Source organism: Aeromonas sp. 130281 (genome assembly GCF_056642115.1).
This window is the reverse complement of the sequence record NZ_JBWVQS010000003.1, coordinates 18604-43465: the sequence shown is the minus strand read 5'-3', so window position 1 is coordinate 43465 and position 24862 is coordinate 18604. Positions and strand designations below refer to the sequence as shown.

General features: G+C 63.2%; 26 protein-coding genes. 6 read left to right on the top strand and 20 right to left on the bottom strand.

All coding sequences use genetic code 11. The features are described 5' to 3' along the window. Positions 1 to 82: 82 nt before the first annotated feature. The 10 genes from hutH to ftsY form a co-directional block, all read right to left on the bottom strand. Entirely contained in the window at positions 83 to 1615 is a 1533-nt protein-coding gene (hutH, locus tag AC1IN8_RS10055; protein WP_043131319.1) for a histidine ammonia-lyase, read from the bottom strand. 1 nt (position 1616) lies between these two features. Next, positions 1617 to 3320, bottom strand: a complete 1704-nt coding sequence (hutU, locus tag AC1IN8_RS10050) for a urocanate hydratase (protein WP_429161991.1) — start codon at positions 3318 to 3320, stop codon at positions 1617 to 1619. A 66-nt stretch (positions 3321 to 3386) separates the two neighbouring features. Continuing rightward, positions 3387 to 4325, bottom strand: a complete 939-nt coding sequence (gene hutG / locus AC1IN8_RS10045; protein WP_479758783.1) for a formimidoylglutamase — start codon at positions 4323 to 4325, stop codon at positions 3387 to 3389. Further along, the gene (gene hutI, locus AC1IN8_RS10040; RefSeq protein WP_202047779.1) at positions 4318 to 5553 is read right to left on the bottom strand and encodes an imidazolonepropionase; all 1236 of its coding nucleotides are present in this window, start codon (positions 5551 to 5553) and stop codon (positions 4318 to 4320) included. The genes hutG and hutI overlap by 8 nt, the downstream gene beginning before the upstream one ends. Positions 5554 to 5708: 155 nt before the next feature. Then, entirely contained in the window at positions 5709 to 6413 is a 705-nt protein-coding gene (hutC, locus tag AC1IN8_RS10035; RefSeq protein WP_139439250.1) for a histidine utilization repressor, read from the bottom strand. A gap of 11 nt (positions 6414 to 6424) precedes the next feature. Then, on the bottom strand, positions 6425 to 7084 hold the full coding sequence (can, locus tag AC1IN8_RS10030; RefSeq protein ID WP_042076162.1) for a carbonate dehydratase: 660 nt from the start codon (positions 7082 to 7084) through the stop codon (positions 6425 to 6427). 208 nt (positions 7085 to 7292) lie between these two features. Further along, the gene (rpoH, locus tag AC1IN8_RS10025; protein ID WP_139439251.1) at positions 7293 to 8147 is read right to left on the bottom strand and encodes an RNA polymerase sigma factor RpoH; all 855 of its coding nucleotides are present in this window, start codon (positions 8145 to 8147) and stop codon (positions 7293 to 7295) included. A gap of 464 nt (positions 8148 to 8611) precedes the next feature. Continuing rightward, positions 8612 to 9565, bottom strand: a complete 954-nt coding sequence (gene ftsX, locus AC1IN8_RS10020; protein ID WP_005323432.1) for a permease-like cell division protein FtsX — start codon at positions 9563 to 9565, stop codon at positions 8612 to 8614. Then, positions 9565 to 10236, bottom strand: a complete 672-nt coding sequence (gene ftsE, locus AC1IN8_RS10015) for a cell division ATP-binding protein FtsE (protein WP_005323433.1) — start codon at positions 10234 to 10236, stop codon at positions 9565 to 9567. Before ftsE ends, ftsX begins: the two co-directional genes overlap by 1 nt. A gap of 130 nt (positions 10237 to 10366) precedes the next feature. Continuing rightward, the gene (gene ftsY, locus AC1IN8_RS10010) at positions 10367 to 12130 is read right to left on the bottom strand and encodes a signal recognition particle-docking protein FtsY (RefSeq protein WP_479758782.1); all 1764 of its coding nucleotides are present in this window, start codon (positions 12128 to 12130) and stop codon (positions 10367 to 10369) included. 110 nt (positions 12131 to 12240) lie between these two features. Between ftsY and rsmD the strand changes: the two genes are divergently transcribed. Further along, positions 12241 to 12870 (top strand): 16S rRNA (guanine(966)-N(2))-methyltransferase RsmD, encoded by a 630-nt coding sequence (rsmD, locus tag AC1IN8_RS10005; protein WP_479758781.1) that lies wholly within the window; start codon positions 12241 to 12243, stop codon positions 12868 to 12870. Positions 12871 to 12986: 116 nt separating this feature from the next. Continuing rightward, a complete protein-coding gene (locus tag AC1IN8_RS10000; RefSeq protein WP_025325417.1) occupies positions 12987 to 13301 on the top strand; it encodes a DUF1145 domain-containing protein in 315 nt (104 codons plus the stop codon). A gap of 37 nt (positions 13302 to 13338) precedes the next feature. Here AC1IN8_RS10000 and AC1IN8_RS09995 read toward each other — a convergent pair whose 3' ends face one another. Then, positions 13339 to 13704, bottom strand: a complete 366-nt coding sequence (locus AC1IN8_RS09995) for a YijD family membrane protein (RefSeq protein WP_111910783.1) — start codon at positions 13702 to 13704, stop codon at positions 13339 to 13341. Positions 13705 to 13723: 19 nt separating this feature from the next. Next, positions 13724 to 14344, bottom strand: a complete 621-nt coding sequence (gene fabR, locus AC1IN8_RS09990) for an HTH-type transcriptional repressor FabR (protein ID WP_025325415.1) — start codon at positions 14342 to 14344, stop codon at positions 13724 to 13726. Positions 14345 to 14493: 149 nt separating this feature from the next. Here fabR and AC1IN8_RS09985 point away from each other — a divergent pair, with 149 nt between their 5' ends. Next, on the top strand, positions 14494 to 15612 hold the full coding sequence (locus AC1IN8_RS09985; RefSeq protein WP_479758780.1) for a fatty acid desaturase: 1119 nt from the start codon (positions 14494 to 14496) through the stop codon (positions 15610 to 15612). A 473-nt stretch (positions 15613 to 16085) separates the two neighbouring features. Here the strand turns inward: AC1IN8_RS09985 and AC1IN8_RS09980 are convergent, their stop codons facing one another. Further along, positions 16086 to 17336 carry a phospholipase D family protein gene (locus tag AC1IN8_RS09980; RefSeq protein ID WP_479758779.1) on the bottom strand — a complete coding sequence of 417 codons (1251 nt, stop codon included), beginning with the start codon at positions 17334 to 17336 and terminating at the stop codon, positions 16086 to 16088. A gap of 75 nt (positions 17337 to 17411) precedes the next feature. Between AC1IN8_RS09980 and AC1IN8_RS09975 the strand changes: the two genes are divergently transcribed. Next, positions 17412 to 17573: a hypothetical protein gene (locus AC1IN8_RS09975; RefSeq protein ID WP_265435452.1), complete on the top strand. Its 162-nt coding sequence runs from the start codon at positions 17412 to 17414 to the stop codon at positions 17571 to 17573. A 4-nt stretch (positions 17574 to 17577) separates the two neighbouring features. On the opposite strand, the gene AC1IN8_RS09970 is transcribed toward AC1IN8_RS09975, so the two are convergent. The 3 genes from AC1IN8_RS09970 to tatA all read right to left on the bottom strand — a co-directional run bounded on the left by AC1IN8_RS09970 (position 17578) and on the right by tatA (position 19744). Then, complete coding sequence (locus AC1IN8_RS09970) at positions 17578 to 19038, bottom strand: MltF family protein (protein WP_265435451.1); 1461 nt, start codon at positions 19036 to 19038, stop codon at positions 17578 to 17580. Positions 19039 to 19265: 227 nt separating this feature from the next. After that, positions 19266 to 19568 (bottom strand): YfcZ/YiiS family protein, encoded by a 303-nt coding sequence (locus AC1IN8_RS09965; RefSeq protein ID WP_479758778.1) that lies wholly within the window; start codon positions 19566 to 19568, stop codon positions 19266 to 19268. A 14-nt stretch (positions 19569 to 19582) separates the two neighbouring features. Beyond that, complete coding sequence (gene tatA / locus AC1IN8_RS09960) at positions 19583 to 19744, bottom strand: twin-arginine translocase TatA/TatE family subunit (protein ID WP_005323446.1); 162 nt, start codon at positions 19742 to 19744, stop codon at positions 19583 to 19585. A gap of 281 nt (positions 19745 to 20025) precedes the next feature. On the opposite strand from tatA, the gene AC1IN8_RS09955 reads away from it, so the two are divergent. Beyond that, positions 20026 to 21027: a LysR substrate-binding domain-containing protein gene (locus AC1IN8_RS09955; RefSeq protein ID WP_479758777.1), complete on the top strand. Its 1002-nt coding sequence runs from the start codon at positions 20026 to 20028 to the stop codon at positions 21025 to 21027. Between the two features lie 30 nt (positions 21028 to 21057). Here the strand turns inward: AC1IN8_RS09955 and AC1IN8_RS09950 are convergent, their stop codons facing one another. Together AC1IN8_RS09950 and AC1IN8_RS09945 are read right to left on the bottom strand one after the other, a co-directional pair. Beyond that, positions 21058 to 21657 (bottom strand): YhgN family NAAT transporter, encoded by a 600-nt coding sequence (locus AC1IN8_RS09950; protein WP_139439259.1) that lies wholly within the window; start codon positions 21655 to 21657, stop codon positions 21058 to 21060. A gap of 108 nt (positions 21658 to 21765) precedes the next feature. Beyond that, the gene (locus AC1IN8_RS09945) at positions 21766 to 22011 is read right to left on the bottom strand and encodes a YecH family metal-binding protein (RefSeq protein WP_479758776.1); all 246 of its coding nucleotides are present in this window, start codon (positions 22009 to 22011) and stop codon (positions 21766 to 21768) included. 207 nt (positions 22012 to 22218) lie between these two features. Between AC1IN8_RS09945 and AC1IN8_RS09940 the strand changes: the two genes are divergently transcribed. Further along, positions 22219 to 23502, top strand: a complete 1284-nt coding sequence (locus AC1IN8_RS09940; protein WP_479758775.1) for a dicarboxylate/amino acid:cation symporter — start codon at positions 22219 to 22221, stop codon at positions 23500 to 23502. 22 nt (positions 23503 to 23524) lie between these two features. On the opposite strand, the gene AC1IN8_RS09935 is transcribed toward AC1IN8_RS09940, so the two are convergent. Together AC1IN8_RS09935 and AC1IN8_RS09930 are read right to left on the bottom strand one after the other, a co-directional pair. Further along, a complete protein-coding gene (locus AC1IN8_RS09935) occupies positions 23525 to 23839 on the bottom strand; it encodes a putative signal transducing protein (protein ID WP_202047789.1) in 315 nt (104 codons plus the stop codon). Between the two features lie 80 nt (positions 23840 to 23919). Then, on the bottom strand, positions 23920 to 24822 hold the full coding sequence (locus AC1IN8_RS09930) for a LysR family transcriptional regulator (protein WP_202047790.1): 903 nt from the start codon (positions 24820 to 24822) through the stop codon (positions 23920 to 23922). Positions 24823 to 24862 lie beyond the last annotated feature (40 nt).

The following is a 24862-nucleotide window of genomic DNA, read 5'->3' as shown; positions in this document are numbered from 1 at the left end:
AGCACGAATAACTGCGTCCAACCAACGCCAGAAACGAAAAGACCGCCCATTGGGCGGTCTTTTGTTATGGGCGGATAACCGCTTAGAGGCTGGGCAGCACCCCGGCCGGGATCAGATCGTTGTAGCTGGCGGCGCCCAGCAGGGCGGCGGCGGCCTCGATGTCCGGCGAGAAGTACCTGTCCTTGTCGTAGAAGCTGACCTCTTCACGCAGTCGCCCCTTGGCCAGCTCGATGAGCTCGGTGCTGCGCAGGGGCGCGCGGAAGTCCAGGCCCTGGGCGGCGGCGAGCAGCTCGACCGCCAGTATGCCGCGGGTGTTCTCCGCCATGTCCGCCAGACGGCGACCGGCGAAGGTGGCCATGGAGACGTGGTCCTCCTGGTTGGCGGAGGTGGGCAGGCTGTCCACCGAGGCCGGGTGCGCCAGGGTCTTGTTCTCGGAGGCCAGCGCCGCCGAGGTGACCTGGGCAATCATGAAGCCGGAGTTGACGCCCCCATTGTTGACCAGGAAGGCGGGCAGGCCCGACATGCGGGAATCGATCAGCAGCGCCATGCGCCGCTCGGACAGCGACCCGATCTCGGCGATGGCCAGGGCCAGGTTGTCGGCGGCGAAGGCCACCGGCTCTGCGTGGAAGTTGCCGCCGGAGAGGATCTCCTCGTCCTCGGCGAACACCAGGGGGTTGTCGGAGACCGCATTGGCCTCGCACACCAGCACCTCGGCGGCGTGGCGGATCTGGGCCAGACAGGCCCCCATCACCTGGGGTTGGCAGCGCAGGGAGTAGGGATCCTGCACCTTCTCGCAGTTGTGGTGGGACATGCCGATCTCGCTGCCATCCACCAGCAGGTGGCGATAGCAGGCGGCGGCGTCGATCTGGCCGCGCTGGCCGCGCACCTCGTGGATGCGGGCATCGAACGGACGGCGGCTGCCGAGGGCCGCCTCCACGCTCATGGCGCCTATGGTGATGGCTCCGGCGAACAGATCCTCGGCATGGAACAAGCCTTCCAGCGCGAACGCCGTGCTGGCCTGGGTGCCGTTGAGCAGGGCCAGCCCCTCTTTGGGTGCCAGGGCGATGGGCTCGAGCCCGGCAATCTTGAGCGCAGTGGCGGCGTCGATCAGCTCGCCCTTGTGGCGGGCCTTGCCTTCACCTATCAGCAGGCAGCTCATATGGGCCAGGGGCGCCAGATCGCCGGAGGCGCCGACGGAGCCCTTCTTCGGCACCACCGGATAGACTTCGGTGTTGATGAGGCGCATCAGGGCCTCGAGCACCGTCAGCCGAATGCCGGAGAAGCCGCGGGCCAGGGAGTTGACCTTGAGCACCATCATCAGCCGCACGGTGGCGTCATCCATATACTCGCCAATCCCTGCCGCATGGGAGAGCACGATGGAGCGTTGCAGCTCGTCCAGCTGCTCCACCGGGATCCGGGTGTTGGCCAGCAGGCCAAAGCCGGTGTTGATGCCGTAGACCACCCGGTTTTGCTCTATCACCTTGGTGACCACGGCGGCGGAGGCGTGGATCCCCGCCAGGGCGGCCGGATCCAGGCTGACATGCACAGGCTCGCGGCTGACGCGGCGCAGGGTGGCGAGGCAGAGCTTGCCCGGTTGCAGATTGAGTTCGAACATCTTATTTCACCCCTTTGCCGGTCGCGTCGATCATCGGCAGATCCAGTTTCGCCTCATGGGCACAGTTGATGGCAATCTCGTAGCCGGCGTCGGCGTGACGCATCACCCCGGTGGCCGGGTCGTTGCGCAGCACACGGCCGACCCGCTTGGCGGCATCATCGGTGCCGTCACAGACGATCACCACGCCGGAGTGCTGGGAGAAGCCCATGCCGACACCACCACCGTGGTGCAGGGAGACCCAGGTCGCACCGCCGGCGGTGTTGAGCAGGGCGTTGAGCAGCGGCCAGTCGGAAACGGCGTCGGAGCCGTCCATCATGGATTCGGTCTCGCGGTTCGGGCTCGCCACCGAACCGGAGTCCAGGTGGTCGCGGCCAATCACAACCGGCGCCTTCAGCTCGCCGTTCTTCACCATCTCGTTGAAGGCGAGGCCCAGGCGTACTCTATCCTTGACCCCGACCCAGCAGATCCGCGCTGGCAGGCCCTGGAAGGCGATGCGCTCGCGGGCCATGTCGAGCCAGTTGTGCAGGTGGGGATCGTCCGGGATCAGCTCCTTCACCTTCTGGTCGGTCTTGTAGATGTCTTCCGGATCACCGGACAGAGCCACCCAGCGGAAGGGGCCAATGCCCTCGCAGAACAGCGGACGAATGTAGGCCGGGACGAAGCCGGGGAAGTCGAAGGCGTTTTTCACCCCCTCCTCCAGCGCCATCTGGCGGATATTGTTGCCATAATCGAGCGTGGCGGCGCCACGGGATTGCAGGGTCAGCATGGCTTCCACCTGGCGGGCCATGGAGTGACGAGCCGCCTGGTTCACCTCCTGGGGCGCGGATTTTTGCAGCTCGCGCCACTGGGCGACGCTCCACCCTTGCGGCAAGTAGCCATGGATCGGGTCGTGGGCAGAGGTCTGGTCGGTCACCACGTCCGGGGTGATGCCGCGGGCCACCAGTTCGGCGAAGACGTCGGCGGCGTTGCCGAGCAGGCCGACGGAGACGGCGGTGCCGTTCTGCTTGGCCTCCTCGACCATGGCCAGCGCCTCATCCAGGCTATGAGCCTTCTTGTCGACGTAGCGGGTCTTCAAGCGAAAATCGATGCGGGTCTCGTCGCACTCCACGGCGATCATGGAGAAGCCGGCCATGGTGGCGGCCAGGGGCTGGGCACCGCCCATGCCACCCAGACCGCCAGTCAGGATCCAGCGCCCCGCAGGCGACCCGTTGAAGTGCTGGTTGGCCACCGCGAAGAAGGTCTCGTAGGTGCCCTGCACTATCCCCTGGGTGCCGATGTAGATCCAGGAGCCGGCGGTCATCTGGCCGTACATCATCAAACCCTTCTTATCGAGTTCGTTGAAGTGCTCCCAGTTGGCCCAGTGGGGCACCAGGTTGGAGTTGGCGATCAGCACCCGGGGCGCGTCCTTGTGGGTCTGGAACACCCCGACCGGCTTGCCGGATTGCACCAACAGGGTCTGGTCGTCCTCGAGACGGGTCAGCACCTCGACGATCTTGTCGTAGCAGGCCCAGTTGCGGGCGGCGCGGCCGATGCCGCCATAGACCACCAGGGACTGGGGATGCTCGGCCACTTCCGGATCCAGGTTGTTCATCAGCATCCGCAGGGGCGCCTCGGTCAACCAGCTCTTGGCGGTCAACTCGGTGCCACGGGGGGCGCGAATGACCCGGCTCGGGTCGTGACGGGGATCCTGGTGTTGCACAGACATAGACACTCCTTGTTTATCAATGCAGCCGCCATGCGAGGGCACAGTGCCCCCTGGCGAGTCGGCCGACTACTTGGTTAGTTGATGGACCAGCCGGGCGGCCACGCGGGCGCTGCGGTTGTCCAGATCCAGACTCGGGTTGTACTCGGCCAGATCGGCGAGCCTGAGCTTGCCGCTGGCCCGGATATGGGCGATCAGGGGTTCGATGACCGCCAGCTCCACGCCGCGGGCGGCGGGAGCGCTCACTCCCGGCATCACCGCCGCCGGCAGCACGTCGAGATCGATGGTGAGGTAGAGGTGGTCGCAACGGGCGATAAAGGCATCCAGCCCGTTGAGCAAGGCTGGCAGCTCAGCCGGCGTCATCGCCTCGTCCAGCACGTGCCAGACTCCCAGCGCCTCGGCGCGGGCAAAGAGCGCCGCCGTGTTGGCGGTCTCCGCCACCCCGAGGCAGGCGTAATGAAACGCTGTACCCTGGGCGGCGCACTGCTCGGCGATCTGGAAGAAGGGGGTGCCCGAGCTTGCCTGCTCCAGCTTCATGCGCAGATCGAAGTGGGCATCGAAGTTGATGATGCCGACCCGGCCCTTGCCGCCCAGATGGCGATTGAGGCCACTCCAGCTGCCAAACGCCATCTCGTGGCCGCCCCCCAGCACCAGGGGGAAGTGACCCAGATCCAGCGCACGGGCGACCCGCTCCGCCAGCCGGTCGTGGGCGGCATCGAGATCGCCGTCCTCGCAGGCCAGATCGCCGCCGTCATGGACGGGTCGGCCCAGATGCCAGGCGGTATTGGCCAGCAGCTTGCGCACCGCCAGCGGGGCCGCGGCGGCACCGACCCGCCCCTTGTTGCGGCGCACCCCTTCGTCACAGGCAAAACCGAGCAGCACCACGCCGGGCTCGCTGTCGGCTTGCCAGGGTTGCACCTTGTCGTGCCAGCGCAGGGCCAGTTCACCATCTTCCGGATCCTGGCGTCCCTGCCAGAGCGACATGTCGGCCATGTTGAACTTATCCATGGAGCGTCTCCTCCCCGTTGAGTACCCGGCTGACCAGCTGATCGACCCCGATCAGGTAGCTGATCTCGGAGGGGTGAGCGCAATTCCAGATCAGAAAATCGGCCTGCATGCCCACTCTCAGCTGTCCCAGACGCTCCTGCTCGCCGAGCGCCCGGGCGGCGTGGCGGGTCACCCCGGCCATGGCCTCAACCGGCGTCAGGCCGAACAGGGTGCAGGCCATGTTCATGGCCATGCGCAGGGAGACGATGGGCGCCGTGCCAGGATTGATGTCGGAGGAGACCGCCATGGGCACGCCCGCCTTGCGCAGGGCGGCGACCGGCGGCAGCTTGGTCTCCTTCAGGAAATAGAAGGCGGTAGGCAGCAGGGTGGCAACCACGCCACGGTGGGCCAGCGCCTGGATCCCGTCCTGATCCAGATACTCCAGGTGATCCACCGAGAGGGCACCGAAGTTGGCGGCGAGGGTGCTGCCCCCCAGGTTGGAGAGCTGCTCCATGTGCCCCTTTACCGCGAGATTGTATTGATCCGCCGCTAGATAGACCTGCTCGGTCTGGGCCAGGGAGAAGCCGATGTGCTCGCAGAAGACGTCCACCGCATCCGCCAGACCCGCCTCGGCCGCCGCCGGGATGATCTCCTGGCAGATGGTCTCGACCCAGGAGTCGGGATCGTCGCGGTATTCCGGCGGCACAGCATGGGCCGCCAGCAGGGTGGTCTTGACCCGGATCGGCAGCGCCTCCCCCAGCCGGCGGGCGACCCGCAGCATCTTGAGCTCGTCCGCCAGGGTGAGGCCGTAGCCTGACTTGATCTCTACCGTGGTGACCCCCTCCCGGATCAGGGACTTGATCCTCGGCACCGCCAGCTCATAGAGCTGATCCTCGCTGGCGGCCCGGGTGGCCCGCACGGTGGAGAGGATGCCACCCCCCTTGCGGGCGATGTCGCTGTAGGGCACGCCCTGCTGGCGCAGCTCGAACTCCTCGGCCCGGCTGCCGGCAAAGATGAGGTGGGTGTGGCAATCGATGAGGCCAGGAGTCACCAGCCTGCCCTTCATGTCACGCCAGTGGGCGGGATGGGGCCCCTTGAGATCCTGCATGGGGACCAGGGCGTGGATCCTGCCCTCATGTACGCCGAGGGCATGGGGTTCCAGCAGACCGTAGTCCGCCAGATCGGGGCGCAGGGTTGCGGGTGTCACGTTGAGCCAGACCCGCTCGCAGTTCAACAGTTCCTTGTTCATACCGACCTCTAAATGTATATACAATAATTTATAGCCGATCTCTGACGAGAAAGAAAGGATCAAGTTCACATCTTGATAACAGCGGTTTCATTAGAGTTTAAGCACAAAAAAGCCCACCAAGGGGTGGGCTTTCAAAACAGAATATGTATATACAATTAAGTCAATCGGGTCTTGGAGCTCAGCTTGTAGCGGGAGCCTGGCGAGAGCAGGCGGGCATAGGAGACCAGAAAGCCATCCGACCAGGTGCGGCGATGCAGCAGCAGGCAGGGGGTATCGACCCTCACCTGCAGCAAGCCCGCTTCGCCGGCGCTCGGCAGCACCGCCTCCACCACATGCTCCATCTCGGAGAGCGGGCAGACTTCCATCAGGTAGCTGTTCGGCGTCTGCCTCGTGAAGTCCTGCTCGCCATAGCCAGGCAGGCGCTCGGCATCGACGAAACGCTCCTCCAGCTGCAGCGGCTCCCCATCGGCCTGATGGACGATGAGGCTGTGGAAGGTGGGCGCCCCGACCCGCAGACCCAGTCGCACCGCCACCTTCTCGTCGGCAGCCTGGCGCTGCAGGCGGATCACCCGGGCGCTGTACTGGCTGCCGCGCTCGGCTATCTCGTCGGCGATGTTGCGAATGGCCAGCAGCGGCGACTCGGCACGCCTGTCCGCCACGAAGCTGCCGGATCCGGCGGTGCGATTGAGCCAGCCCTCGGCCACCAGTTCACGCAGCGCCTTGTTGACCGTCATCCGGCTCACGGCAAACTGCTCGCACAGGGCGGCCTCGGTCGGGATCCTGTCGCCCGCCTGATAGTGGCGCTCGCGGATCCCGTCCAGGATGTGCTGTTTGATCTGCAGATAGAGAGCGGGTGCCACCAATGGGGTCCTCAGCGACGACGGTGAGGCGGACGCATGTCCGGCCAGGCGCGGTAGACATCCGGGATCTGGTCAGGGCCGCTGATGCAGAGATCGAGATCGTGCAGCAGACCGTCCTTGATGCCGTAGATCCAGCCGTGCACCGCCAGCTCCTGCCCCTTGCGCCAGGCATTCTGGATGATGGTGGTGTGGCAGACGTTGGCGACCTGCTCGGCCACGTTCAGCTCGCACAGGTAGTCGAAGCGCTCGTGCTCATCCTCGATGGCTTCGAGCTCTTCGCCGTACTTGAAGTAGACATCCTTGATGTTGCGCAGCCAGTTGTCGATGAGGCCCAGCTCCTGGTTCTGCATCGCCGCCTTGACGCCGCCGCAGCCGTAGTGGCCGCAGACGATGATGTGCTTCACCTTGAGCACCTCCACCGCGTATTGCAGCACGGAGAGGCAGTTGAAATCGGTGTGTACCACCAGATTGGCGACGTTGCGGTGGACGAAGACATCCCCCGGCAGCAGCCCCATCAGCTGGTTGGCGGGAACCCGGCTATCGGAGCAGCCGATCCAGAGGTACTCGGGGGCCTGCTGGGCGGAGAGGGTAGCGAAGAAATTGGGATCTTCGGCCTTGATCCGTTCCGCCCACTCGCGGTTATTGGTAAACAGGTCGTTCAACAGTTTCACTTCTGCTCTCCCTAACTGTGGCAGTGGCGGCAACATACCATACACAAGGGTAACCAAGGCAAGGCCGACCAGATCCCGGTGAAACAAAAACAGGGCCATCAGGCCCTGTTTCCCACAAGAGAATGCCCTCAGGCATCCATGGCGTCTTTCAGCTTCTTGAGTACGTTCTTCTCAGCTGACTCAGCTGACGCAGGCTCGGTGAATGCCCTCAGGCGACCATCGCATCCTTCAGCTTCTTGAGCGCGTTCTTCTCAAGCTGACGCACACGCTCGGCGGACACACCGTAGTTATCTGCCAGCTCCTGCAAGGTGGTCTTGCTCTCCTCATCCAGCCAGCGGGCGCGGATGATGTGCTGGCTGCGCTCGTCCAGAGTGGCCATGGCCGCGCTCAGGCGACGGGTGGCGTGGCTGTCCCAGTTGTCGTTCTCTATGGTGGCAGCCAGATCGGAAGACTTGTCTTCCAGATAATGGACGGGGGCGAAGCCGCCTTCATCCTCATCGTCACCGACCAGATCGAAGGCCTGATCGTAGTTGCTCATGCGCGCTTCCATCTCGGTGACGTCGGCGGCAGAGACCCCAAGATCCGCGGCAACGGCCTGCACCTCTTCGTGGTTCAGCCAGCCCAAACGCTTCTTGGACTTGCGCAGGTTGAAGAACAGCTTGCGCTGGGCCTTGGTGGTGGCCACCTTGACCATGCGCCAGTTGCGCAGCACATATTCGTGGATCTCGGCCTTGATCCAGTGCACGGCGAAGGAGACCAGACGCACGCCCACACTCGGGTCGAAGCGCTTGACGGCTTTCATCAGGCCGATGTTGCCTTCCTGCACCAGATCGGCCTGAGGCAGGCCATAGCCGGAGTAGCTCTTGGCCACGTGAACGACAAAACGCAGATGCGACATGACCAGCTGACGGGCAGCCTCGAGATCGCCACCCTGCTGCAAACGCATCGCCAGTTCACGCTCTTCCTCCGCGCTCAGCACGGGGATCGAGTTGACGGCTTGGATATAGCCTTCCAGACTACCTTGCGGAATCAGAGCCATAGTGCGTTGCAATGAAGTTCCCATGTTCTACCTCTTACTTTTCAATCGAATCAGTCTAACACCCTGAGAGGGTCTGTCTACTGACCGGGGGTCATTCTGCGGCCCATATCAAACATCAGTCAAACATCGGCCCCGGCATGAACCCGGCCTATCTTAGGCTGACGGGATGAATCATAAATGAACGGTCAAAAAAAAGGGGTCACAATGAAGGACCCCTGAAAAGTAGCATGCTAAGTCCATTGTTGCGGAGCTCGCAACCTTCACATGCTTGCCAAGTCAGACGAGCAAGGCAGAGGGGCCACACCCGTATACATTCTGTTGCACTAGATAGACTGTTTATAAATCAAAAGGTTCACAGGATCCAAATATGATCCTTGGCGCAGGCATCATTCAGATTACTCTGAGAAAGTGACCCGTGCCAGAAACGGGCCACTCTTTTACTTGATCCAGTTCGCAAAATCCAGCGCTTTAAAATGCTGATAAATTAATCAGGATGGTTCTATGTCACGAATGTGTCTGTGCACCGAGAACCAGGACGCAATCAGCCCCAGCAGCGCGCCGAGCAGTATCAGGTTGAAGCCGTCGAACGCCCCCATCCCCACCAGCCGGAAGTTGCTGTTGTAAAGCCCCGCCAGCTCCTTCACCACTCCCTCGCTCCAGATCACCATCACCTCGGTCAGCCACCAGGCCAGCATGCCGCCGATCACCCCGAACCAGATGCCGGTATAGAGGAAGGGACGGTGGATGAAGGCATCGGTCGCCCCCACCAGCTTGAGCACTTCGATCTCGGATCTCTGGTTGAGGATATTGAGTCTGAGGGTGTTGCCGACGATCAGCAGCACGGCGGAGAGCAGCAGCACCGCTATGCCGGTGATGGTGTGACGCAGCAGGTTCATGATCCCCTGCAGCCGGGTCAGCCACTGCAGATCCAGCTTGCCCTGCTCGATGCCGGGCTCATTCTCCAGCTTGGCGAGCAGCTCGGCGGCCCCTTCCGGGTTCTGCCAGCGCGGATCCGGGATCACGCTCAACACAGGCGGCAGCGGGTTGCTGTCGAGGTAATCGAGGGCATCGCCGAAACCGGAGATCTCGCGAAACTCCTTGAGCGCCTCGTCCCGGTTCATGTAGGTGACGGACTCCACCTCGGGATAGAGCAGGATCCGCTGCTTCATGTCGAGGATGCTCTGCTCCGGCAGATCCTTGCGCAGATAGAGGGAGATCTGGGAGCTGGTCTGCCAGCTCCCCTCTACCACCTCGGCGTTTTTCAGCAGCACGTGGAAGCAGGAGGGCAGCGCCAGACTGACCCCGAGCACCGCCAGCGTCATCAGGGAGGCGAGTGGATTGCGCCACAGCTCTCCCAGGCTGGCAAAGGCCTGACGCACGTGGTCCACACCGTACATCATCAGACGGCGAAGCGGCGGCTGTTTATGGCGAACGATAGCCATCAGCTCTCCTCCTGCTCTTGGGAATACATGCGCCCTGCCTTCAGGGTCAGGGTGCGATAGCGCATCCGGGCGATCAGCCCCAGATCGTGAGTGGCAATCAGCACCGAGACCCCGAAGCGGTTGAACTCCTCGAACAGTCGCATGATGTCCATGGAGAGCTGGGGATCCAGGTTGCCGGTCGGCTCATCCGCCAGCAGCAGAGGCGGCTTGTTGACGATGGCCCGGGCGATGCCGACCCGCTGCTGTTCACCACCGGAGAGCATGCGTGGCTGGTAGCGCTCCTTGCCGAGCAGGCCGACCTTGTCCAGCGCCGCCGCCACCCGCTTGTTGATGTCGGCATGGCTGTAGCCATCGATCACCAGGGGCAGGGCCACGTTGTCGAACACGGTTCTGTCCATCAGCAGCCGGTGATCCTGAAAGATCATCCCGATCTGGCGGCGCACATAGGGGATCTGGCTGCGCTGGATATGGCTGACGTCATCGCCATGGAAGAAGACGCGACCATCGGTCGGCCGCTCCATCACGCTGATGAGCTTGAGGAGGGTACTCTTGCCCGCCCCCGAGTGGCCGGTCAGGAAGGCCATCTCCCCCTTGCGCAGGTGGAAGCTGACTTTCTGCAGCGCCTGATGGCCACCGCTGTATACCTTGCTGACCTTGTCAAAACGAATCATAACGGTTCCCTGACAGTGACAAACCCCGACCGGGATCGAGGTGGATCATACCCTGAGAGTGACAAACCCCGACCGGAGTCGGGGCTGGGACACTGCTCATCGCGGCTGAGCTGGCGCATCGCGGCCAGACTCATTCATCGCGACTGAACAACGCCTCGATAAAGTCGTTGGCAACGAAGGGACGCAGATCATCGATCCCCTCGCCCACACCGATGTAGCGGATCGGGATCTGGAACTTGTCGGCCACCGCGAAGATGACGCCGCCCTTGGCGGTCCCGTCCAGCTTGGTGAGGGTGATGCCGGTCAGGCCCACCGCCTCGCTGAACAGCTTGGCCTGGCTCAGGGCGTTCTGGCCTGTGCCCGCATCCAGGGTCAGCATGATCTCGTGGGGTGCCTCTTCATCCAGCTTCTTCATCACCCGCACCACCTTCTTGAGCTCTTCCATCAGGTTGCTCTTGTTCTGCAGGCGACCGGCGGTATCGGCGATCAGCACATCGGCGCCACGGGAGCGGGCGGCCTCGATGGCGTCATAGATGACGGAGGCGGAGTCGGCACCGGTATGCTGGGCGATCACCGGAATGTTGTTGCGCTGACCCCACACCTGCAGCTGCTCGACCGCGGCGGCACGGAAGGTATCCCCCGCCGCTAGCATCACGCTCTTGCCCTCGGCCTGGAACTGCTTGGCCAGCTTGCCGATGGTGGTGGTCTTGCCGACGCCGTTCACGCCGACCATCAGGATCACATAGGGCTTCTTGCCGGTGTCGATCACCAGCGGCTGCTCGACTTTCGCCAGCATCTCGCCCATGTCCTGCTTGAGCAGGCCATAGAGCGCCTCGGCATCCTTGAGCTGCTTGCGATCCGCGTGCTGCACCAGGCCTTCGATGATGCGGCTGGTGGTATCCACGCCGAGATCGGCGGTCAGCAGCTGGGTCTCCAGCTCCTCGAACAGCTCGTCATCGATCTTCTTGCCACGGAACAGGCCGAAGAAACCGGAGCCGATATTCTCCCTGGTGCGCACCAGGCTGCGCTTGAGGCGAGCAAAGAAGCCCTCCCGCTGCGGCTTGTCCTGGGTGTCGTCGTCCACCTTGGCGGCCAGGGGCAGGGCGGCCAGGGCAGCGGCCTCAGCCTCCATCGCGGCGACCAGACGCAGATCTTCCGCTCGCTGGGCCTCTTTGGCGATACGGGCCTCTTCCGCAGCCTGAGCTTCAGCGGCGATACGAGCCTCTTCCGCAGCAATACGGGCTTCTTCTGCGGCGCGAGCTTCGGCAGCAATACGGGCTTCTTCTGCGGCGCGAGCCTCGGTAGCAATACGGGCTTCTTCCGCGGCCTGAGCCTCGGCGGCGATACGCGCTTCTTCTGCGGCACGAGCCTCGGCGGCAACGCGAGCGGCTTCCGCAGCCTGCGCCTCGGCGGCAACGCGGGCAGCTTCGGCAGCCTGTTCCTCGGCAGCAACACGGGCAGCTTCGGCAGCTTGCGCCTCAGCAGCAACGCGGGCAGCTTCCGCAGCCTGCGCCTCAGCGGCAACACGGGCAGCTTCCGCAGCCTGCGCCTCGGCGGCAACACGGGCAGCTACGGCGGCTTGCGCCTCGGCGGCAACACGGGCAGCGTCAGCGGCCTCTGCCTCGGCGGTGATCAGCGCCTCATTGACGATGACGGGCTCGAGTTCGGAGGCTGGTTCCTCCACCACCAGGGGGCCTTCATCAGGGGTCGCCAGGGGCGCCTCGTGCAATACAGCAGGGGCCTCGGTCAGGGAAACATCAGCGACGGGAGCGGGGGCAACGGTGGCCTCGGACTCGGCGACAGCCGGGGTGGCGTCAGGGGCCTGTGATTGGACGGCCTCAGCCTCTTCTTTCTTGCGGCCGAAACCCAGCCAGGAAAACAAACCTTTTGCCATCTAAAAATACTCACATCAAAGGCTGACTGCTAAGATAGCCGTCCCTCGGCGGGTCGGCATAAAAATGAACCGCCTTATACTACCACTTTATTTTCTGACGACGAAACGCGATGCCCAGAGTGAAATCCAGCCGTAACAGCCCGAGCAAGAGCCCAGCCCCCCAGGGGCGAGCGGGCGTGGTAAGAATCATCAGCGGCCAGTGGAAGGGCCGAAAACTGCCGGTCAGGGATGTGGACGGACTCAGACCCACCACGGATCGCGTCAAGGAGACCATCTTCAACTGGCTGGCCCCCCATGTCCGCGGTGCCCGCTGCCTCGATCTGTTTGCCGGCAGCGGCGGCCTGGGACTGGAGGCGCTGTCGCGCTACGCCGAGCAGGTGACCCTGGTCGAGATGGACAAGGGCGCCGCCGATCAGCTCAAGAAAAACCTGCTCACCCTGGGTTCCAGCCAGGGGCAGGTGATCCAGGCCAATGCGGTGAGCTGGCTGCAAGGCCCGGCCACCCCCTTCGATCTGGTGTTCCTGGATCCGCCGTTTCGCCGTGAACTGCTGCCCCAGGTGTGCGAGCTGCTGGAGCAGCGCGGCTGGCTAGCGCCGGATGCCCTCATCTATCTTGAACGGGAAAAGGAGATGAGCGATCTCCCCCTGCCTGCCAGCTGGCAACAGCTCAAGGACAAACAAGCGGGTCAGGTCTGCTACCAGCTCTATCTGCGGGACAGCAAGGATGACGCTGCGGTTTAAATGCCGGGTAGGTGCGGGAGCTGGGCGCTATGCTCCTCCCCGTCAACTTGGGCAACGACTCAAGGACAAGCAGGCCGGTCGGGTCTGCTATCAACTCTATGTACGGGAGATAAGCGATGAAGCGGGTGTTTAATCTATTGGCGATGGGCGTGCTGCTGTTCTTCTGGCTCGGCGTGGTGCTCGCCCTGCTGGGTACACTGCCGGGCAAACTGAACGGTTTTCTGCCGGTCTGCGGCGTCATAGTGATACTGATGCACTGGGTGCAGGCCAGCATGATCAAGGCCGCCTGCAAGCCCTACTTTGCCATCACCCGCCTCGAGTTCACCCAGGTGCTGATCTTCGGGGTGTTCGGCATGATGGAGATCCGCGCCAAGCTGCAGGCCATCATAGACGCCAGGCAGAGGGGAGAGACCCCGCCCCGGGCCGATTGACCCAAGACTGCCAGAACGAACCTGAAGGAGTGACACGTCACTCCTTCACTTTTTTCCCCAGGCTGATGCCGAGCTTGATGGAGAGCACGGCGAGCAGCAGCAGCATGGCGATCAGGGAGAAGAAGTTGCTGCCAAGCTCGGGGTACTGCACCTTGAGCAGGGCCGTGTGCCCGAACGCCCCGATGAAGAAGCAGAGCAGGATGCAGCTGGGGGTATTGCCGACTATGGGCTCGTGGCGATAGTGCTGATAGAGCTGGTAGGCCGCCAGCAGCAGGGCGATCAGGGGGAAGAAGGAGAAGGGCACGACCGACTCGGTCAACACCGACAGGAAGGCATCACCGCAGATGCCGATGAGCAGGGCCAGCAACAGGGGCTTCTTCGGGATCGCGTTCGATTCATGCATGGGACTGTCCATCCTTGACTTAAGAGAGAGATTCGCGGCGCTTGCGGTTCTGCACCTCGGCGCCCATGGCGATCATCCGCAGCTGGCTGATGGTGCGCTCCGACAGGGCCCGGCACTCTTCGGGGGTCATGTCGAGGGCGTCGGCACCGGCGCTGAAGACGATGGTGACCATGGCTTCGGCCTGGATGTAGGCCTCTTCCCGTGGCGCCTGCGTGGTCGCCTCCAGATAATCGGTCAGCTCGGCGATGAAGTGCTGGATCTCGCGGGCCACCGCCTGGCGGAAGGCCGCCGAGGTACCGGAGCGCTCACGGAGCAGCAGCCGGAAGATGTTCGGGTTGTTTTCGACGAATTCCATGAAGGTCTGCACCGAGGTGCTGATGACGCTGCCGCCACCGGCGATGCGCTGGCGCGCCTGGCGCATCAGCTGGCGCAGGGTCAGGCCGCCCTCGTCCACCAGGGTCAGCCCCAGCTCTTCCATGTCGCGAAAATGGCGGTAGAAGGAGGTCGGCGCTATGCCCGCCTCCCTGGCCACTTCCCGCAGACTGAGGTTGGAGAAGCTGCGGTTGGCACAGAGTTGACTGAACGCCGCCTCGATCAGCGTACGCCGGGTCTTTTCTTTTTGTTGCGCGCGAATACCCACGAAAACAGTCACCTTGAGATTAGCGAGGCCAGATGATAACCCGAAGGCGGGGCCTGGATCAGGTTTGTCTCCGACTTTTTTACCATTGACCCGCATTCCGGCTCAATGGAGAATAGTGGACAGCTGTTCGCTGAATGGAGCCGAGTGAAATGGACCGCCCCCCTATCATCATGACCAACACCCTGCTGTTCGCCCTCTCCGGGCTGACGGCACTGATTGCGGTACCCTGGTACGGCCTGACCCACGGCTATGACCTCTGGCAGTGGGGCAGCTTCCTGCTGCTGTTCTGCTACTGCGGCATCTCCATCACCGCCGGTTATCACCGACTCTGGTCCCACAAGGCCTACAAGGCACACCCCGCCCTGCAATGGCTCTTCGCCCTAGGCGGTGCCCTCGCCCTGCAAAACTCGGCCCTGCACTGGTCGTCCGATCACCGCCGCCACCACCGCCATGTGGATGACAATCAGAAGGATCCCTACAGCGCGGGCCGCGGCTTCTGGTACTCCCACATCGGCTGGATGCTGCGGGAATACCAGCGCGAGATCTACCACGACTACAGCAATGTGCGGGATCTGCAGAACAATGCCATCGTCGCCTTCCAGCACAGGCACTATCTGGCATTGACCCTGGCCACCAACATCGGCATCCCGCTGCTGCTCGGCCTGATCCATGGGGATCTGCTCGGCATGCTGCTGCTCGCCGGGGTGCTGCGCATGGTGATGACCCATCACACCACCTTCTTCATCAACTCCCTTGCCCATATCTGGGGCAGCCAGCCGTTCACCGATCGCAACAGCGCCCGGGACAACGGCATCCTGGCCTTCTTCACCTTCGGCGAGGGGTATCACAACTTCCACCACCTGTTCGAGAACGACTACCGCAACGGCATCCGCTGGTGGCAGTTCGATCCCACCAAGTGGCTGATCCGCACCGCCGCCTGGTGCGGGCTGGCCCGGGATCTCAGATCCTGTCCTGAGGAGCGGATCGAGCAGGCCAGGCTGGAGATGCAGCTCAAGCGAGCCCAGGCCAGACTGCACAAGCAGGATGACAGGGAGCTGCGGCAGGCGCTGCTGCAGGAGGAGTACGACAAGCTGAGCCTGCAGATCCAGCACTACTACGCCAGCCGCAAACAGTTGCTGGAGCAGCGCAAGCGCAAGGCGCTGGCGCGCTACGACAGGCTCAAGCTGCAGCTGGAGTATCGCAACCTGCGGGATGGCTTCCTCGTTGCCAAGCGCAACTGGAGTCGCCTGCTGGCCGGTATCGCCTGAGAGACCGATCGCCAGCCCCACTGCCCAAGACCGCCCGCTGGCGGTCTTTTCATGGGTGACTGGCGATCCCCAGGCATAAAAAATGGGGCGACATTCGCATGTCACCCCCTCGCAAATAGCATGTTCCATATTGGGATCCGGCAATAACGGTGCTGATGCGCGTCACGGGTTTCCGCTCCCGATCCGCACTGCCGGCCAGAACACGCTGGCCGACCCACTCCCTTGCTGCCTTCACCCACACGGCAGACCAGCCGCCGTGTTTGTCCTTGCAACCGAAATACTACGCAGTTAAATAAAATAAAAAACCGTTATATGCGGCCCCGTATGCAAGCCAGGGTGCTGCATCTGGTTGCGCCTGTCGACATAAACTGATTAAAAACAATACGATAAAATCTCAATCAGGCTTTGGATGGCAAACGTTATCCTCTAAGGCGCACAAGGCTTTGCGAGATCTCGCACAAGCCGTGCTCCACTCACAGCCAGGGGCGCAGCGGCAGCCAGTCGCTCAGCCGCGCCAGCAGACGCCGCAGCGTCGAGGGCGCCACCACAGGATGGACCGCCGCCCGTTGCCACCCGCAGAGCCAGTGCCGCAGCTCGGCACAGAGCGCCGGACAGCTCAGATGCAGCATCAGCTCGGTGTTGAGCATCAGGGAGCGGGGATCCAGATTGAAGCTGCCGAGCAGCGCCTCCTCCTCCCCCATCAGGATCAGCTTGGCGTGCAGGCTCTGCGCCTCATCCGACAGCTCAGCCAGCACTATGCCCTGCCGCTCCAGCCAGGGGCGGTGGCGCCGATAGGCGCCATACACCAGGGGCACATCTGTGCTGGCCAGGGAGTTGGTCAGGATCTCGATGCCGACCCCCGCCTGGCGCTGCCGCTTGAGATGGCGGCGCAGGCTTCGGGTCAGGACCAGGTAAGGACTCACCAACCGCAGCGCCCCCCGGTTGTCCGCCAGCTTGCGTCCCAGCCGGGGCGCCGTGGTCGGCCGGGAGATAAGCCCCTTGCCGGGCCTGTCAAACCAGCACTCTCCGACCCCAGAATGCCAACGCAGGGGGAGAGGTGTTTCATCAAACAGGCTGGCGGGCAGATCGTAGACCATGGCCACTGCCGGGTCGGTCAGGGTCAGCAGGAAGTCGCTCACCGCGCGGATCTCGGCGGGCAGCAGGGGGCGCCGCAACAGGCGCCGGATGGGGTGGCTCCAGCGGCTGCGCCAGAACAGTTCGAAGCCCTGCTCGGCCTGGCGGCAGAGGGGGCCCCGGCAGATCAGATCCAGATCGACGAAGTGAGGGGGCGCCCCCAGCCCGAAGTAAGGATCGCCGATGTTGCGGCCCCCGATCACCGCCTCGTGGCCATCCACCAGCAGCAGCTTGTTGTGCATGCGGTGGTTGATGCGGCGAAAGCTGAGCAGGCCTTCCAGCAGCAGGGTCAGAGGGCGCCAGCCCCTGAGCCAGAAGGGGTTGAACAGCCGCACCTCGATGCCGGGCTCTGCCGCCACCACCTCCAGGAAACGGTTGTCGCCGGCATAGAGATCGTCGATGAGCAGCTGGACCCGGACCCCGCGCCGCGCCGCATGGAGCAATTCGGACAGCAGCAGCTTGCCGCTGCTGTCCTCCTCCCAGCTGTAATACTGGGCCTGGATCCGGCTGCGGGCGCCGCGGATCAGCTGGCAGCGGGCCTTGAGGGCGGCGCCGGGATCGTCGAGCAGGGCAAAGTCGGCGGGGATCAAGGGTCATCTCCTTGTCATGAGACGGTGGCATAACCCAGACAACAGCCCCGATTGCGGCGTGTCAAGGAGCCGATGATGGAAGTGCGCGACCACCCCTGCCTCAGCCAGAGACCCCAGGCCAGTCAGCCGGACCCCACTCCCGCCAGACTGCTGACCCCCTGGTACCAGCAGCACAGGGATCAGGGCTGGGAAGCCTTCCCCTTTGCCCCAGAGGATGGCCTGCCCGACCGGCACTGAGCACTCAGGGCTGCGCCGCCTCCATGGCCTCGGTCTTGCCCTCAAGCTGGGGCAGGCTGAAGCGGTAGGCCACGTAGTATTTGTAGATGGTGCCGACGTAGTTGATGGGGCCCTGGCCGACCTCGTTGGCCACCAGCTGCTCCACGTTGCCAAACCAGACGTTTGGATCCAGCCCCCTCTCCCTGGCCTTGGCCTGCAGCGCCTGCACCCGGTTCGGGCCCGCGTTGTAGGCCGCCAGGGCGAACAGGTGACGATTGACCCTGTCCATCCCGGGATCATTGAAGTAGGTATCGAGAATGAGCCGCATGTAACGGCAGGCCGCCTCCACACTGCCTTCCAGGCTGGTGAGCCTGGCGCCGCGGATCCCCACCTCGCCCCCCGTGCTTGGCAGCAGCTGCATGATGCCGACGGCCCCGCGGTTGGAGCGGACATTGGGATTGAGTCCCGACTCCTTGTAGGCCAGCGCCGCCAGCATCAGCCAGTCGAGATCATATTTCTCGGCCTGGGTTTCCAGTACCTTGCGGATGGTCGACAGCCGCCCCAGGGGATCCGGCGCCAGTATGTTGCTCATCTTGTCACTCTGGGCCAGCAGGCGACGCAGTGTCATGTCGCTGTAGAGGGTGCGTTTGCTCGACTCGGAGATATAGGCGTTCACCGCCTTGAGCAGCTCGGGGCTGTTGTTGCGCAGCGCCCAGGCGCTGCGCCCCTTGTCCCGCAGCGGGATCAGCTTGTGGGCCTTGAGGCCCCCTATCATGTCGAGCCAGATCCGCCCCTTGAAGCTGTCGGTCACGGTCAGCGGTATGATGCCGGCCGCCACCATCTCCAGCAGATCCCCGTCCTGCAGATACTCGGGCACTGTCTCTATGTAGACAGGGGGCAGCCCCAGCTCGCGGAACAGCCAGTTGAGCTGGTGCAGGCTCTCGTAATAGCTGGAGCTGGCCCGCACCCAGATCCGCCGACCGGAGAGCTGTGTGATGCGGTTGAAACCCGTCAGCTCCCGCTGGCTCACCACCCACTCCTCGATGGGCGAGATGAGCGGCTGGGAGAAGGTGACCTGTTCGCGCCGGGTCGGCGTCACAGTCAGGTTGGCCGCCACCAGATCCCCCCGCCCCTCGGCGAGATAGTCCAGCAGCCTGTCCTGACGCACCGGGATATAGATGATCTTGAGCTTGAGCTTCTCCTTGGGGAGATAGGTCTGGTTCAGCCAGCGCTCGAAGCCTTGCAGCTGATTGACCAGGATGCCGTACTGGGCCCCCTTGTCGAAGAAGAAGAAGCCCCGTTCATAGACCACCAGGGCCCTGAGCTCCTTCTGTTGCAGTATGTGTTCGAGATCCCCGGGCTGGGGCAGGAGCTTGGGCTTGACGTCCGCGGCACGCGAAGGGGCATCGCCAGGCGGGGAACCGGGATCCGCCGCCAGCAGGGGGAGAGAACAGAGGACCAGCAGGGCCCAAATCCATCGCATCATGAGGTAGCCACCTTCTGTTGGTCGACTCGCGCCTTGAGATTCTCGGCAGGACAAGGCCCGACACACGGGACTCATGACGGGGTGCCATCACTGCATCATGGCACTCTCCTGCCACGGAGCCACAGGTGCCGGACTGGCACGGGATAGTCCGCGGGATAACTCACTATACAACGGGTATGGCCGCCAGAGGAGCAATACGGCAGGCAAGCCTGCCGTCTCATCGGGGCTCAGATAGAGCGGGCACGCATCTCGAAAATCAGCTTCTCGGCGGTGCAGGTGAATTGCAGGCGGGCCTTCAGGATCACGCCGTCGGCGCCCTGGGTCAGTTCGCTGTCGATCACGGCCTCGGCGGTCACCTGCTTGGCCAGCGTCTCATAGGCTGCGAGCTTGGCGCGAGCGTCGGCTTCTGCCGCGGCCTCGATCACCAGCTCCATCACATCGTCCCCTTCACCTATGATGGTGCCGATCTCGGCGAAACAGCCGCAGCTGTCGCAGGTTTCATTCAATTCCACTTTTTCGTCTACAGACATACTTCCACTCCTACTCATTTCGGATGTACTTCATCGTCACGCAAGGCTTTACGAAAATCCCTGATGGCGGTGCCCAGATCCTCACCGGCGCCGGCCAGGCGTTTGCTGCCAAACACCACGACGACGACCACCAGCAGGATCAACAGATGCCAGATATGAATTCCACCAAGTCCCATAGGGCGACTCCTGACAGATAGATACCCGTTGTTTGTATCAAAAGAAGGCGCAACGATTGTTGGGCAAAATCAAGGCAGGCGCAAGTTGGCAGGAAAATCGTCAAAAAACATAAAAAGATACGGCGACCCTTGGCCGCCGTATGAGTCGGTGCTACTTGTCCCCTCAACCGCTACATCCTGTACCAGTCGCCATGAAGGCGAGAGACAGGTCGAGCATAGGGTCGCCAAGATATGAAAACAAATGGTATAAATTCATCTAAGAATTGAAGAGGATTCATATCATGTTGCTGGAACAGCTCGGGCGCATAGATCTTAATTTGTTGATTATCCTGCAAGTCTTGCTGGAAGAGCGCAATGGCAGCCGGGCAGCCCGCCGTCTGCATCTGAGCCAGTCGGCCGTCAGCAAGGCCCTGGGTCGCCTGCGGGAAACCTTCGACGATCCCCTGTTCGTCCGCTCCGCCTACGGGCTGGATCCCACCCCGCGCGCCCTCGATCTGCAGCAGCAGTTGCAACCCATACTGCTCTCCCTGGACAACCTGATCCAGCCCCCCGCCTTCGATCCCGCCAGCACTGAGCGGGAGTTCGTCATCGCCAGCATGGACAGCGCCTTCACCCTGTTCGCGCCGCTCTACCTGAGCGAGCTCAAGCGCCAGGCACCGGGGATCCGGCTGCGTTACGAGGAGTGGACAGAGCACAGCCTGACCGAGATGAGCCAGGGTCAGGTGGACATCGCCTTCACGGTGCGGGAGAACTGCATCAACTCGGATTTCAGGCTGGATACCCTGCCCAACGCCATCTGCCAGCGACTGCTCGCCATCGATGACCTCACCTGCCTGGTGCAGCGGGATCACCCGGCCCTGCGCGAACCCGAATGGGATCTCCCCCGCTACCTGGCCTATCCCCATGTGCAGACCTATTGCGAGGGACGGGATCGCTGGATGCTGGATCACAAGCTGGCGGAGCAGGATCTCTACCGCCGGATCGAGGCGACCGTGCCCTCCTTCGAGGCGGCGCTGCGCATGGGCATGCACTCGGACATGATAGTGACCCTGTCACGGCTCTATGCCCGCCACGCCACCCAGGTCTATCCGCTGGTGCCGCTGCCGCTGCCCATCGCCCTGGACAGCATCTCCCACCTGCTCATCTGGCATCAGCGCCACGAGGAGGATCCGGGCCACCGCTGGCTGCGGGAGACCCTGCTCACCCTCATCATGGGCAAGCTGGAGACCCCAGGCGACCCGTCCCGCCAGGACCAGGCGCTGGCCGTCATGGACGCACAATAAGAAAGGGGCTGCCTGGCAGCCCCTTTCTTCTTACCCCTGGCCCGTCACCGCCAGATAGTGGTGCACCCCATCCAGCAGCATCTGCACCGAGATCATCACCAGCAGCATGCCCATCAGCCGCTCCACGGCGGTGAGTCCTCGCTCACCCAGCAGCTTGTTGAACAGCTCGTAGAACATCAGGATCACGGCGCTGGCGCCCCAGGCCATCAGCAGGGCCAGGGACCAGTCCGCCATCCGTGTCGGCTCCTGGTTCGCCAAAAGCAGCAGGGAGGCCAGTATGGAGGGGCCCGCTATCATGGGGATGGCCATGGGCACCAGGAAGGGCTCCTCCCCCGCCGCCAGCCCGGTCACGCCGCCGGGACTCGGGAAGATCATCTTGATGGCGATGAGGAACAAGATGATACCCCCGGCGATGCTGACCGCCTCCTGGCGCAGGTTCAGGAAGCTCAGGATCTGCTGACCGGCAAACAGGAAGCCCAGCATGATGGCCAGGGAGAACAGCAGCTCGCGGATCATCACCTTGCGCCGCCGCTTGGGATCGACATGACGCAGGATGGAGAGGAAGACCGGCAGGTTGCCCAGCGGATCCATGATCAGAAACAACATGACGGCAGCGGAGAAAGTATCCATACAGATTCCGGGCGTTGCCCAGGCCAAGCCTTTAACAGAGGAGGGAGAGGGCGAAATATAACAAAGGAGGCGGGATTCGGCGAGCGCCCCGGCGCGCTCGCCGCGGGATCAGCCGTGGTTGCAGATCTTGTCGGCCCGGGTCTGGAAGCCCTGCTCGGACTCGATGAACTTGCCGCGTCTGGCCAGCAAGTCGATCAGCGCCTCGGCATCCATCTCGTTCGCGCTGCAGGTATGGAAGCGGGCATCGGCGCCAAAGCGCGCCTCAATCGCCTCCCTGAGGCTGGCCCGGGTAAAATGGCCCCCCTCTTCCAGCATCATCTCCATCACTTCGTGACCGTGTATCGACTGGGACATCTCAAGCCTCTTTAATCATCATGTCAGATGTCCATTAGAGCCTGAACCCAGGTCCCCGATCTTGATATAAGCCAACAAAACGCCTTTTTTAGCTCCCCCGGGCTGGCCGTGAGCCTCGCTTTGTCGATAATGTGGCAACCTGATCGGGGGATGGCTACACTAGCGCCCCCTTTGCCATCGCAGACAGAAAATAAGGACATTGGCGTCATGCTGTTCCATGGATTGGTCTTCAAGCCCTGGCGGATCTGGACCCGCCGCCCGCTCTGGTTGAAGACACTGCTCGGCATGCTGACCGGGATAGGTCTGGGGCTCTGCTTCAGCGAGCAGGCACTGCTGCTCAAGCCCATCGGCGTCCTGTTCGTGAACACCATACAGATGCTGATGGTGCCCCTCATCTTCTGCTCCGTCATCGCCGGCCTCACCGCCCTGCTCAAGGGTAAGAGCCTGGATCGGATCGGCAGCAAGGCCATAGGTCTCTACCTCTGCTCCACCGCCGTCGCCATCTGCATCGGCCTGGTGATGGGCTGGCTGCTGGAGCCCGGCATGGGCGCCAACATGGGGCCCTACGAACGGACCGGGGTAATGGTGCAACCGACCCTGGCCAGCGTGCTGAGCCATCTGGTGCCCCACAACCCGGTGCAGGCCATGGTGGATGGCAAGATACTGCAGGTGATCGTCTTTGCAGTGGCCCTCGCCCTGGCCCTCAACGCCACCGGCCGGCGCGGCCGCCCTGCCATTCTGTTCTTCACCTCCCTGGCGGAGGGGATGTTCAAGCTGACCCAGATGGTGATGGCGCTGGCCCCCTATGGCGTCTGCGCCCTCATGGCCTGGATGACGGGCAAATACGGGGTGAGCCTGCTGCTGCCCCTGCTCAAGGTGATAGGCGCCGTCTACCTCGGCTGCCTGCTGCACGTGCTCGGGGTCTACAGCAGCCTGCTGATCCTGCTGGCCCGCCTCAATCCGCTGCACTACTTCAAGAGCATCGTCGACGCCCAGGCGGTGGCCTTCACCAGCAGCTCAAGCAGCAGCACCCTGCCCATCAGCCTGGCCTGCGCCGAGCGCAGGCTGGGGGTCTCCCCCGCCATCACCGCCAAGGTGCTGCCCATAGGCGCCACCATCAACATGGATGGCACCGCCCTCTATCAGGGAGTAACGGCGCTGTTCGTGGCCCAGGCCTTCGGGGTGGATCTGCACGTGGTGGATTACCTGACCATCATCAGCATCGCCACCCTGGCCAGCATAGGCACGGCCGGTACGCCGGGCACCGGGCTGATGCTGCTGACCCTGACCCTGACCGCGGTGGGATTGCCGTTGGAAGGGGTGGCGCTGATCGCCGGAATAGACAGGATCCTCGACATGGCCCGTACCACGGTCAACGTCTCCGGCGACATCCTGGTGTCAGTGCTGATCGCCCGCAGCGAGAAGGAGCTGGATCTGGCGATCTATCACGATGCCAGTGCGGGGGAGGACATCGACTTCACCCTGCGCTGAGGGGCGGGATAAGGGAGAGATCTCAGTGATCCTGGGGATCGTGATGGCAGCGCCAGCAGATATCGAAGTTGGCGCCGTTCTCCTCCCCGCACTGGCCGCACAGCCAGCCATTGCCCTGGCGCTGCTGGTAGCGCTCTATGATCCGGCCTGCCCGCTGACGATCCTGCTCGCTCACCATCAGGGTGACCTGCAGCAGATCCACGGGCAACTCCCCCAGCGCCCCCGAGAGCCCCTCCCCGCTTAGCCGCACCCGCACCCCTTCGACTTCCAGTGCTCCCTTCAGGGCATGTGCCTCCAGCGAATGAGAGGCCCGATACAAGTTAATCCACTGCTCCATAAATCCTCACCTCGCAACCCCTTGTCGATGCCCCGACGGCGCCAGCCCCCGGACCATCACTCTCCATGGCCGCTTGCCGCTCACAGCAGGTTGTCGATGCCGTAAGCCGGGCCATTGGCCACCAGAAAATCGATAAACACCCGCAACTTGCGCGGCATCAGCCGCCGCTCGGGAAACAGCAGATAGATGGGCACCTTGGGCTGCTGCCAGTCTGGCAGCAAAGCCACCAGAGAGCCGTCGGCCAGCTCATCATGGCACAACATGGCGGGCAGGGAGGCGAGCCCCAGCCCGGCCTTCGCCGCCTCTCTGGCACAGGTGATGTTGTTGACCTGGAAGCGGGACGGCGGATCCACCAGCACCTCCCGGCCATCCCGTTCAAAACACCAGTGGGAGGCGAGAAAACCGCTGCTCACCGCGACCCGTTCATGGCGCACCAGATCCTCGGGCCGGGTGATGGCCGGGCTGCGCGCCAGATAATCCGGGCTGGCGCAGAGCAGGCGCCCCGTGCTCCACAGGCGCCGTGCCGCCAGGTTAGAGTCGCTCATGTCGCCGATCCGCACTATGGCGTCCAGCCCCTCGCTGATGGGATCCACTATGCGGTTGGTCAGCTCCAGATCCACCCGCAGCCCCGGATAGGCTTGCAGAAAGTGGGCCACCAGCCGGCCCACCACCAGCTGTCCCGTCTCGATGGGGACCGCCAGCTTGAGGGTGCCTGTCACCTCCTGCTGGCTGGCACTCAGCATCAGCTCGGCCTGGGCCAGCTCTTCCACCGCCTTGCTGCAGCGCAGGTAATACTGCTCACCGGCTTCGGTCAGGGTGAGCTGGCGGGTGGAGCGATAGAGCAGCCGCACGCCGAGGTGCTGCTCCAGCTCGGCGATGCGGCGGCTCACCGTCGCCTTGGTCATGCCCAGCTCCTGGGCGGCGGCGGTGAAGGAGCCCTTGTCGACGATGCGCACCAGAATCAAGGCTGCGTTCAGGTCCATTGTCTCACCAGTGAAACTGTATATCTCATGAATGGATACT

Excerpts from the sequence above, each read along its gene's own strand:
- AC1IN8_RS10000 (WP_025325417.1), top strand. The coding sequence starts at position 12,987 with ATGAAGCGGGTGTTTAATCTATTGGCGATGGGCGTGCTGCTGTTCTTC.
- AC1IN8_RS09970 (WP_265435451.1), bottom strand. The coding sequence starts at position 19,038 with ATGATGCGATGGATTTGGGCCCTGCTGGTCCTCTGTTCTCTCCCCCTG.
- ftsX (WP_005323432.1), bottom strand. The coding sequence starts at position 9,565 with ATGGCTATCGTTCGCCATAAACAGCCGCCGCTTCGCCGTCTGATGATG.
- ftsE (WP_005323433.1), bottom strand. The coding sequence starts at position 10,236 with ATGATTCGTTTTGACAAGGTCAGCAAGGTATACAGCGGTGGCCATCAG.
- tatA (WP_005323446.1), bottom strand. The coding sequence starts at position 19,744 with ATGGGACTTGGTGGAATTCATATCTGGCATCTGTTGATCCTGCTGGTG.
- AC1IN8_RS09985 (WP_479758780.1), top strand. The coding sequence starts at position 14,494 with ATGGACCGCCCCCCTATCATCATGACCAACACCCTGCTGTTCGCCCTC.
- AC1IN8_RS09995 (WP_111910783.1), bottom strand. The coding sequence starts at position 13,704 with ATGCATGAATCGAACGCGATCCCGAAGAAGCCCCTGTTGCTGGCCCTG.
- hutI (WP_202047779.1), bottom strand. The coding sequence starts at position 5,553 with ATGAACAAGGAACTGTTGAACTGCGAGCGGGTCTGGCTCAACGTGACA.
- AC1IN8_RS09975 (WP_265435452.1), top strand. The coding sequence starts at position 17,412 with ATGGAAGTGCGCGACCACCCCTGCCTCAGCCAGAGACCCCAGGCCAGT.
- hutH (WP_043131319.1), bottom strand. The coding sequence starts at position 1,615 with ATGTTCGAACTCAATCTGCAACCGGGCAAGCTCTGCCTCGCCACCCTG.
- rsmD (WP_479758781.1), top strand. The coding sequence starts at position 12,241 with ATGCCCAGAGTGAAATCCAGCCGTAACAGCCCGAGCAAGAGCCCAGCC.
- AC1IN8_RS09965 (WP_479758778.1), bottom strand. The coding sequence starts at position 19,568 with ATGTCTGTAGACGAAAAAGTGGAATTGAATGAAACCTGCGACAGCTGC.
- hutG (WP_479758783.1), bottom strand. The coding sequence starts at position 4,325 with ATGGATAAGTTCAACATGGCCGACATGTCGCTCTGGCAGGGACGCCAG.
- AC1IN8_RS09945 (WP_479758776.1), bottom strand. The coding sequence starts at position 22,011 with ATGTCCCAGTCGATACACGGTCACGAAGTGATGGAGATGATGCTGGAA.
- AC1IN8_RS09930 (WP_202047790.1), bottom strand. The coding sequence starts at position 24,822 with ATGGACCTGAACGCAGCCTTGATTCTGGTGCGCATCGTCGACAAGGGC.
- hutU (WP_429161991.1), bottom strand. The coding sequence starts at position 3,320 with ATGTCTGTGCAACACCAGGATCCCCGTCACGACCCGAGCCGGGTCATT.
- AC1IN8_RS09955 (WP_479758777.1), top strand. The coding sequence starts at position 20,026 with ATGTTGCTGGAACAGCTCGGGCGCATAGATCTTAATTTGTTGATTATC.
- AC1IN8_RS09950 (WP_139439259.1), bottom strand. The coding sequence starts at position 21,657 with ATGGATACTTTCTCCGCTGCCGTCATGTTGTTTCTGATCATGGATCCG.
- AC1IN8_RS09935 (WP_202047789.1), bottom strand. The coding sequence starts at position 23,839 with ATGGAGCAGTGGATTAACTTGTATCGGGCCTCTCATTCGCTGGAGGCA.
- AC1IN8_RS09940 (WP_479758775.1), top strand. The coding sequence starts at position 22,219 with ATGCTGTTCCATGGATTGGTCTTCAAGCCCTGGCGGATCTGGACCCGC.
- ftsY (WP_479758782.1), bottom strand. The coding sequence starts at position 12,130 with ATGGCAAAAGGTTTGTTTTCCTGGCTGGGTTTCGGCCGCAAGAAAGAA.
- rpoH (WP_139439251.1), bottom strand. The coding sequence starts at position 8,147 with ATGGGAACTTCATTGCAACGCACTATGGCTCTGATTCCGCAAGGTAGT.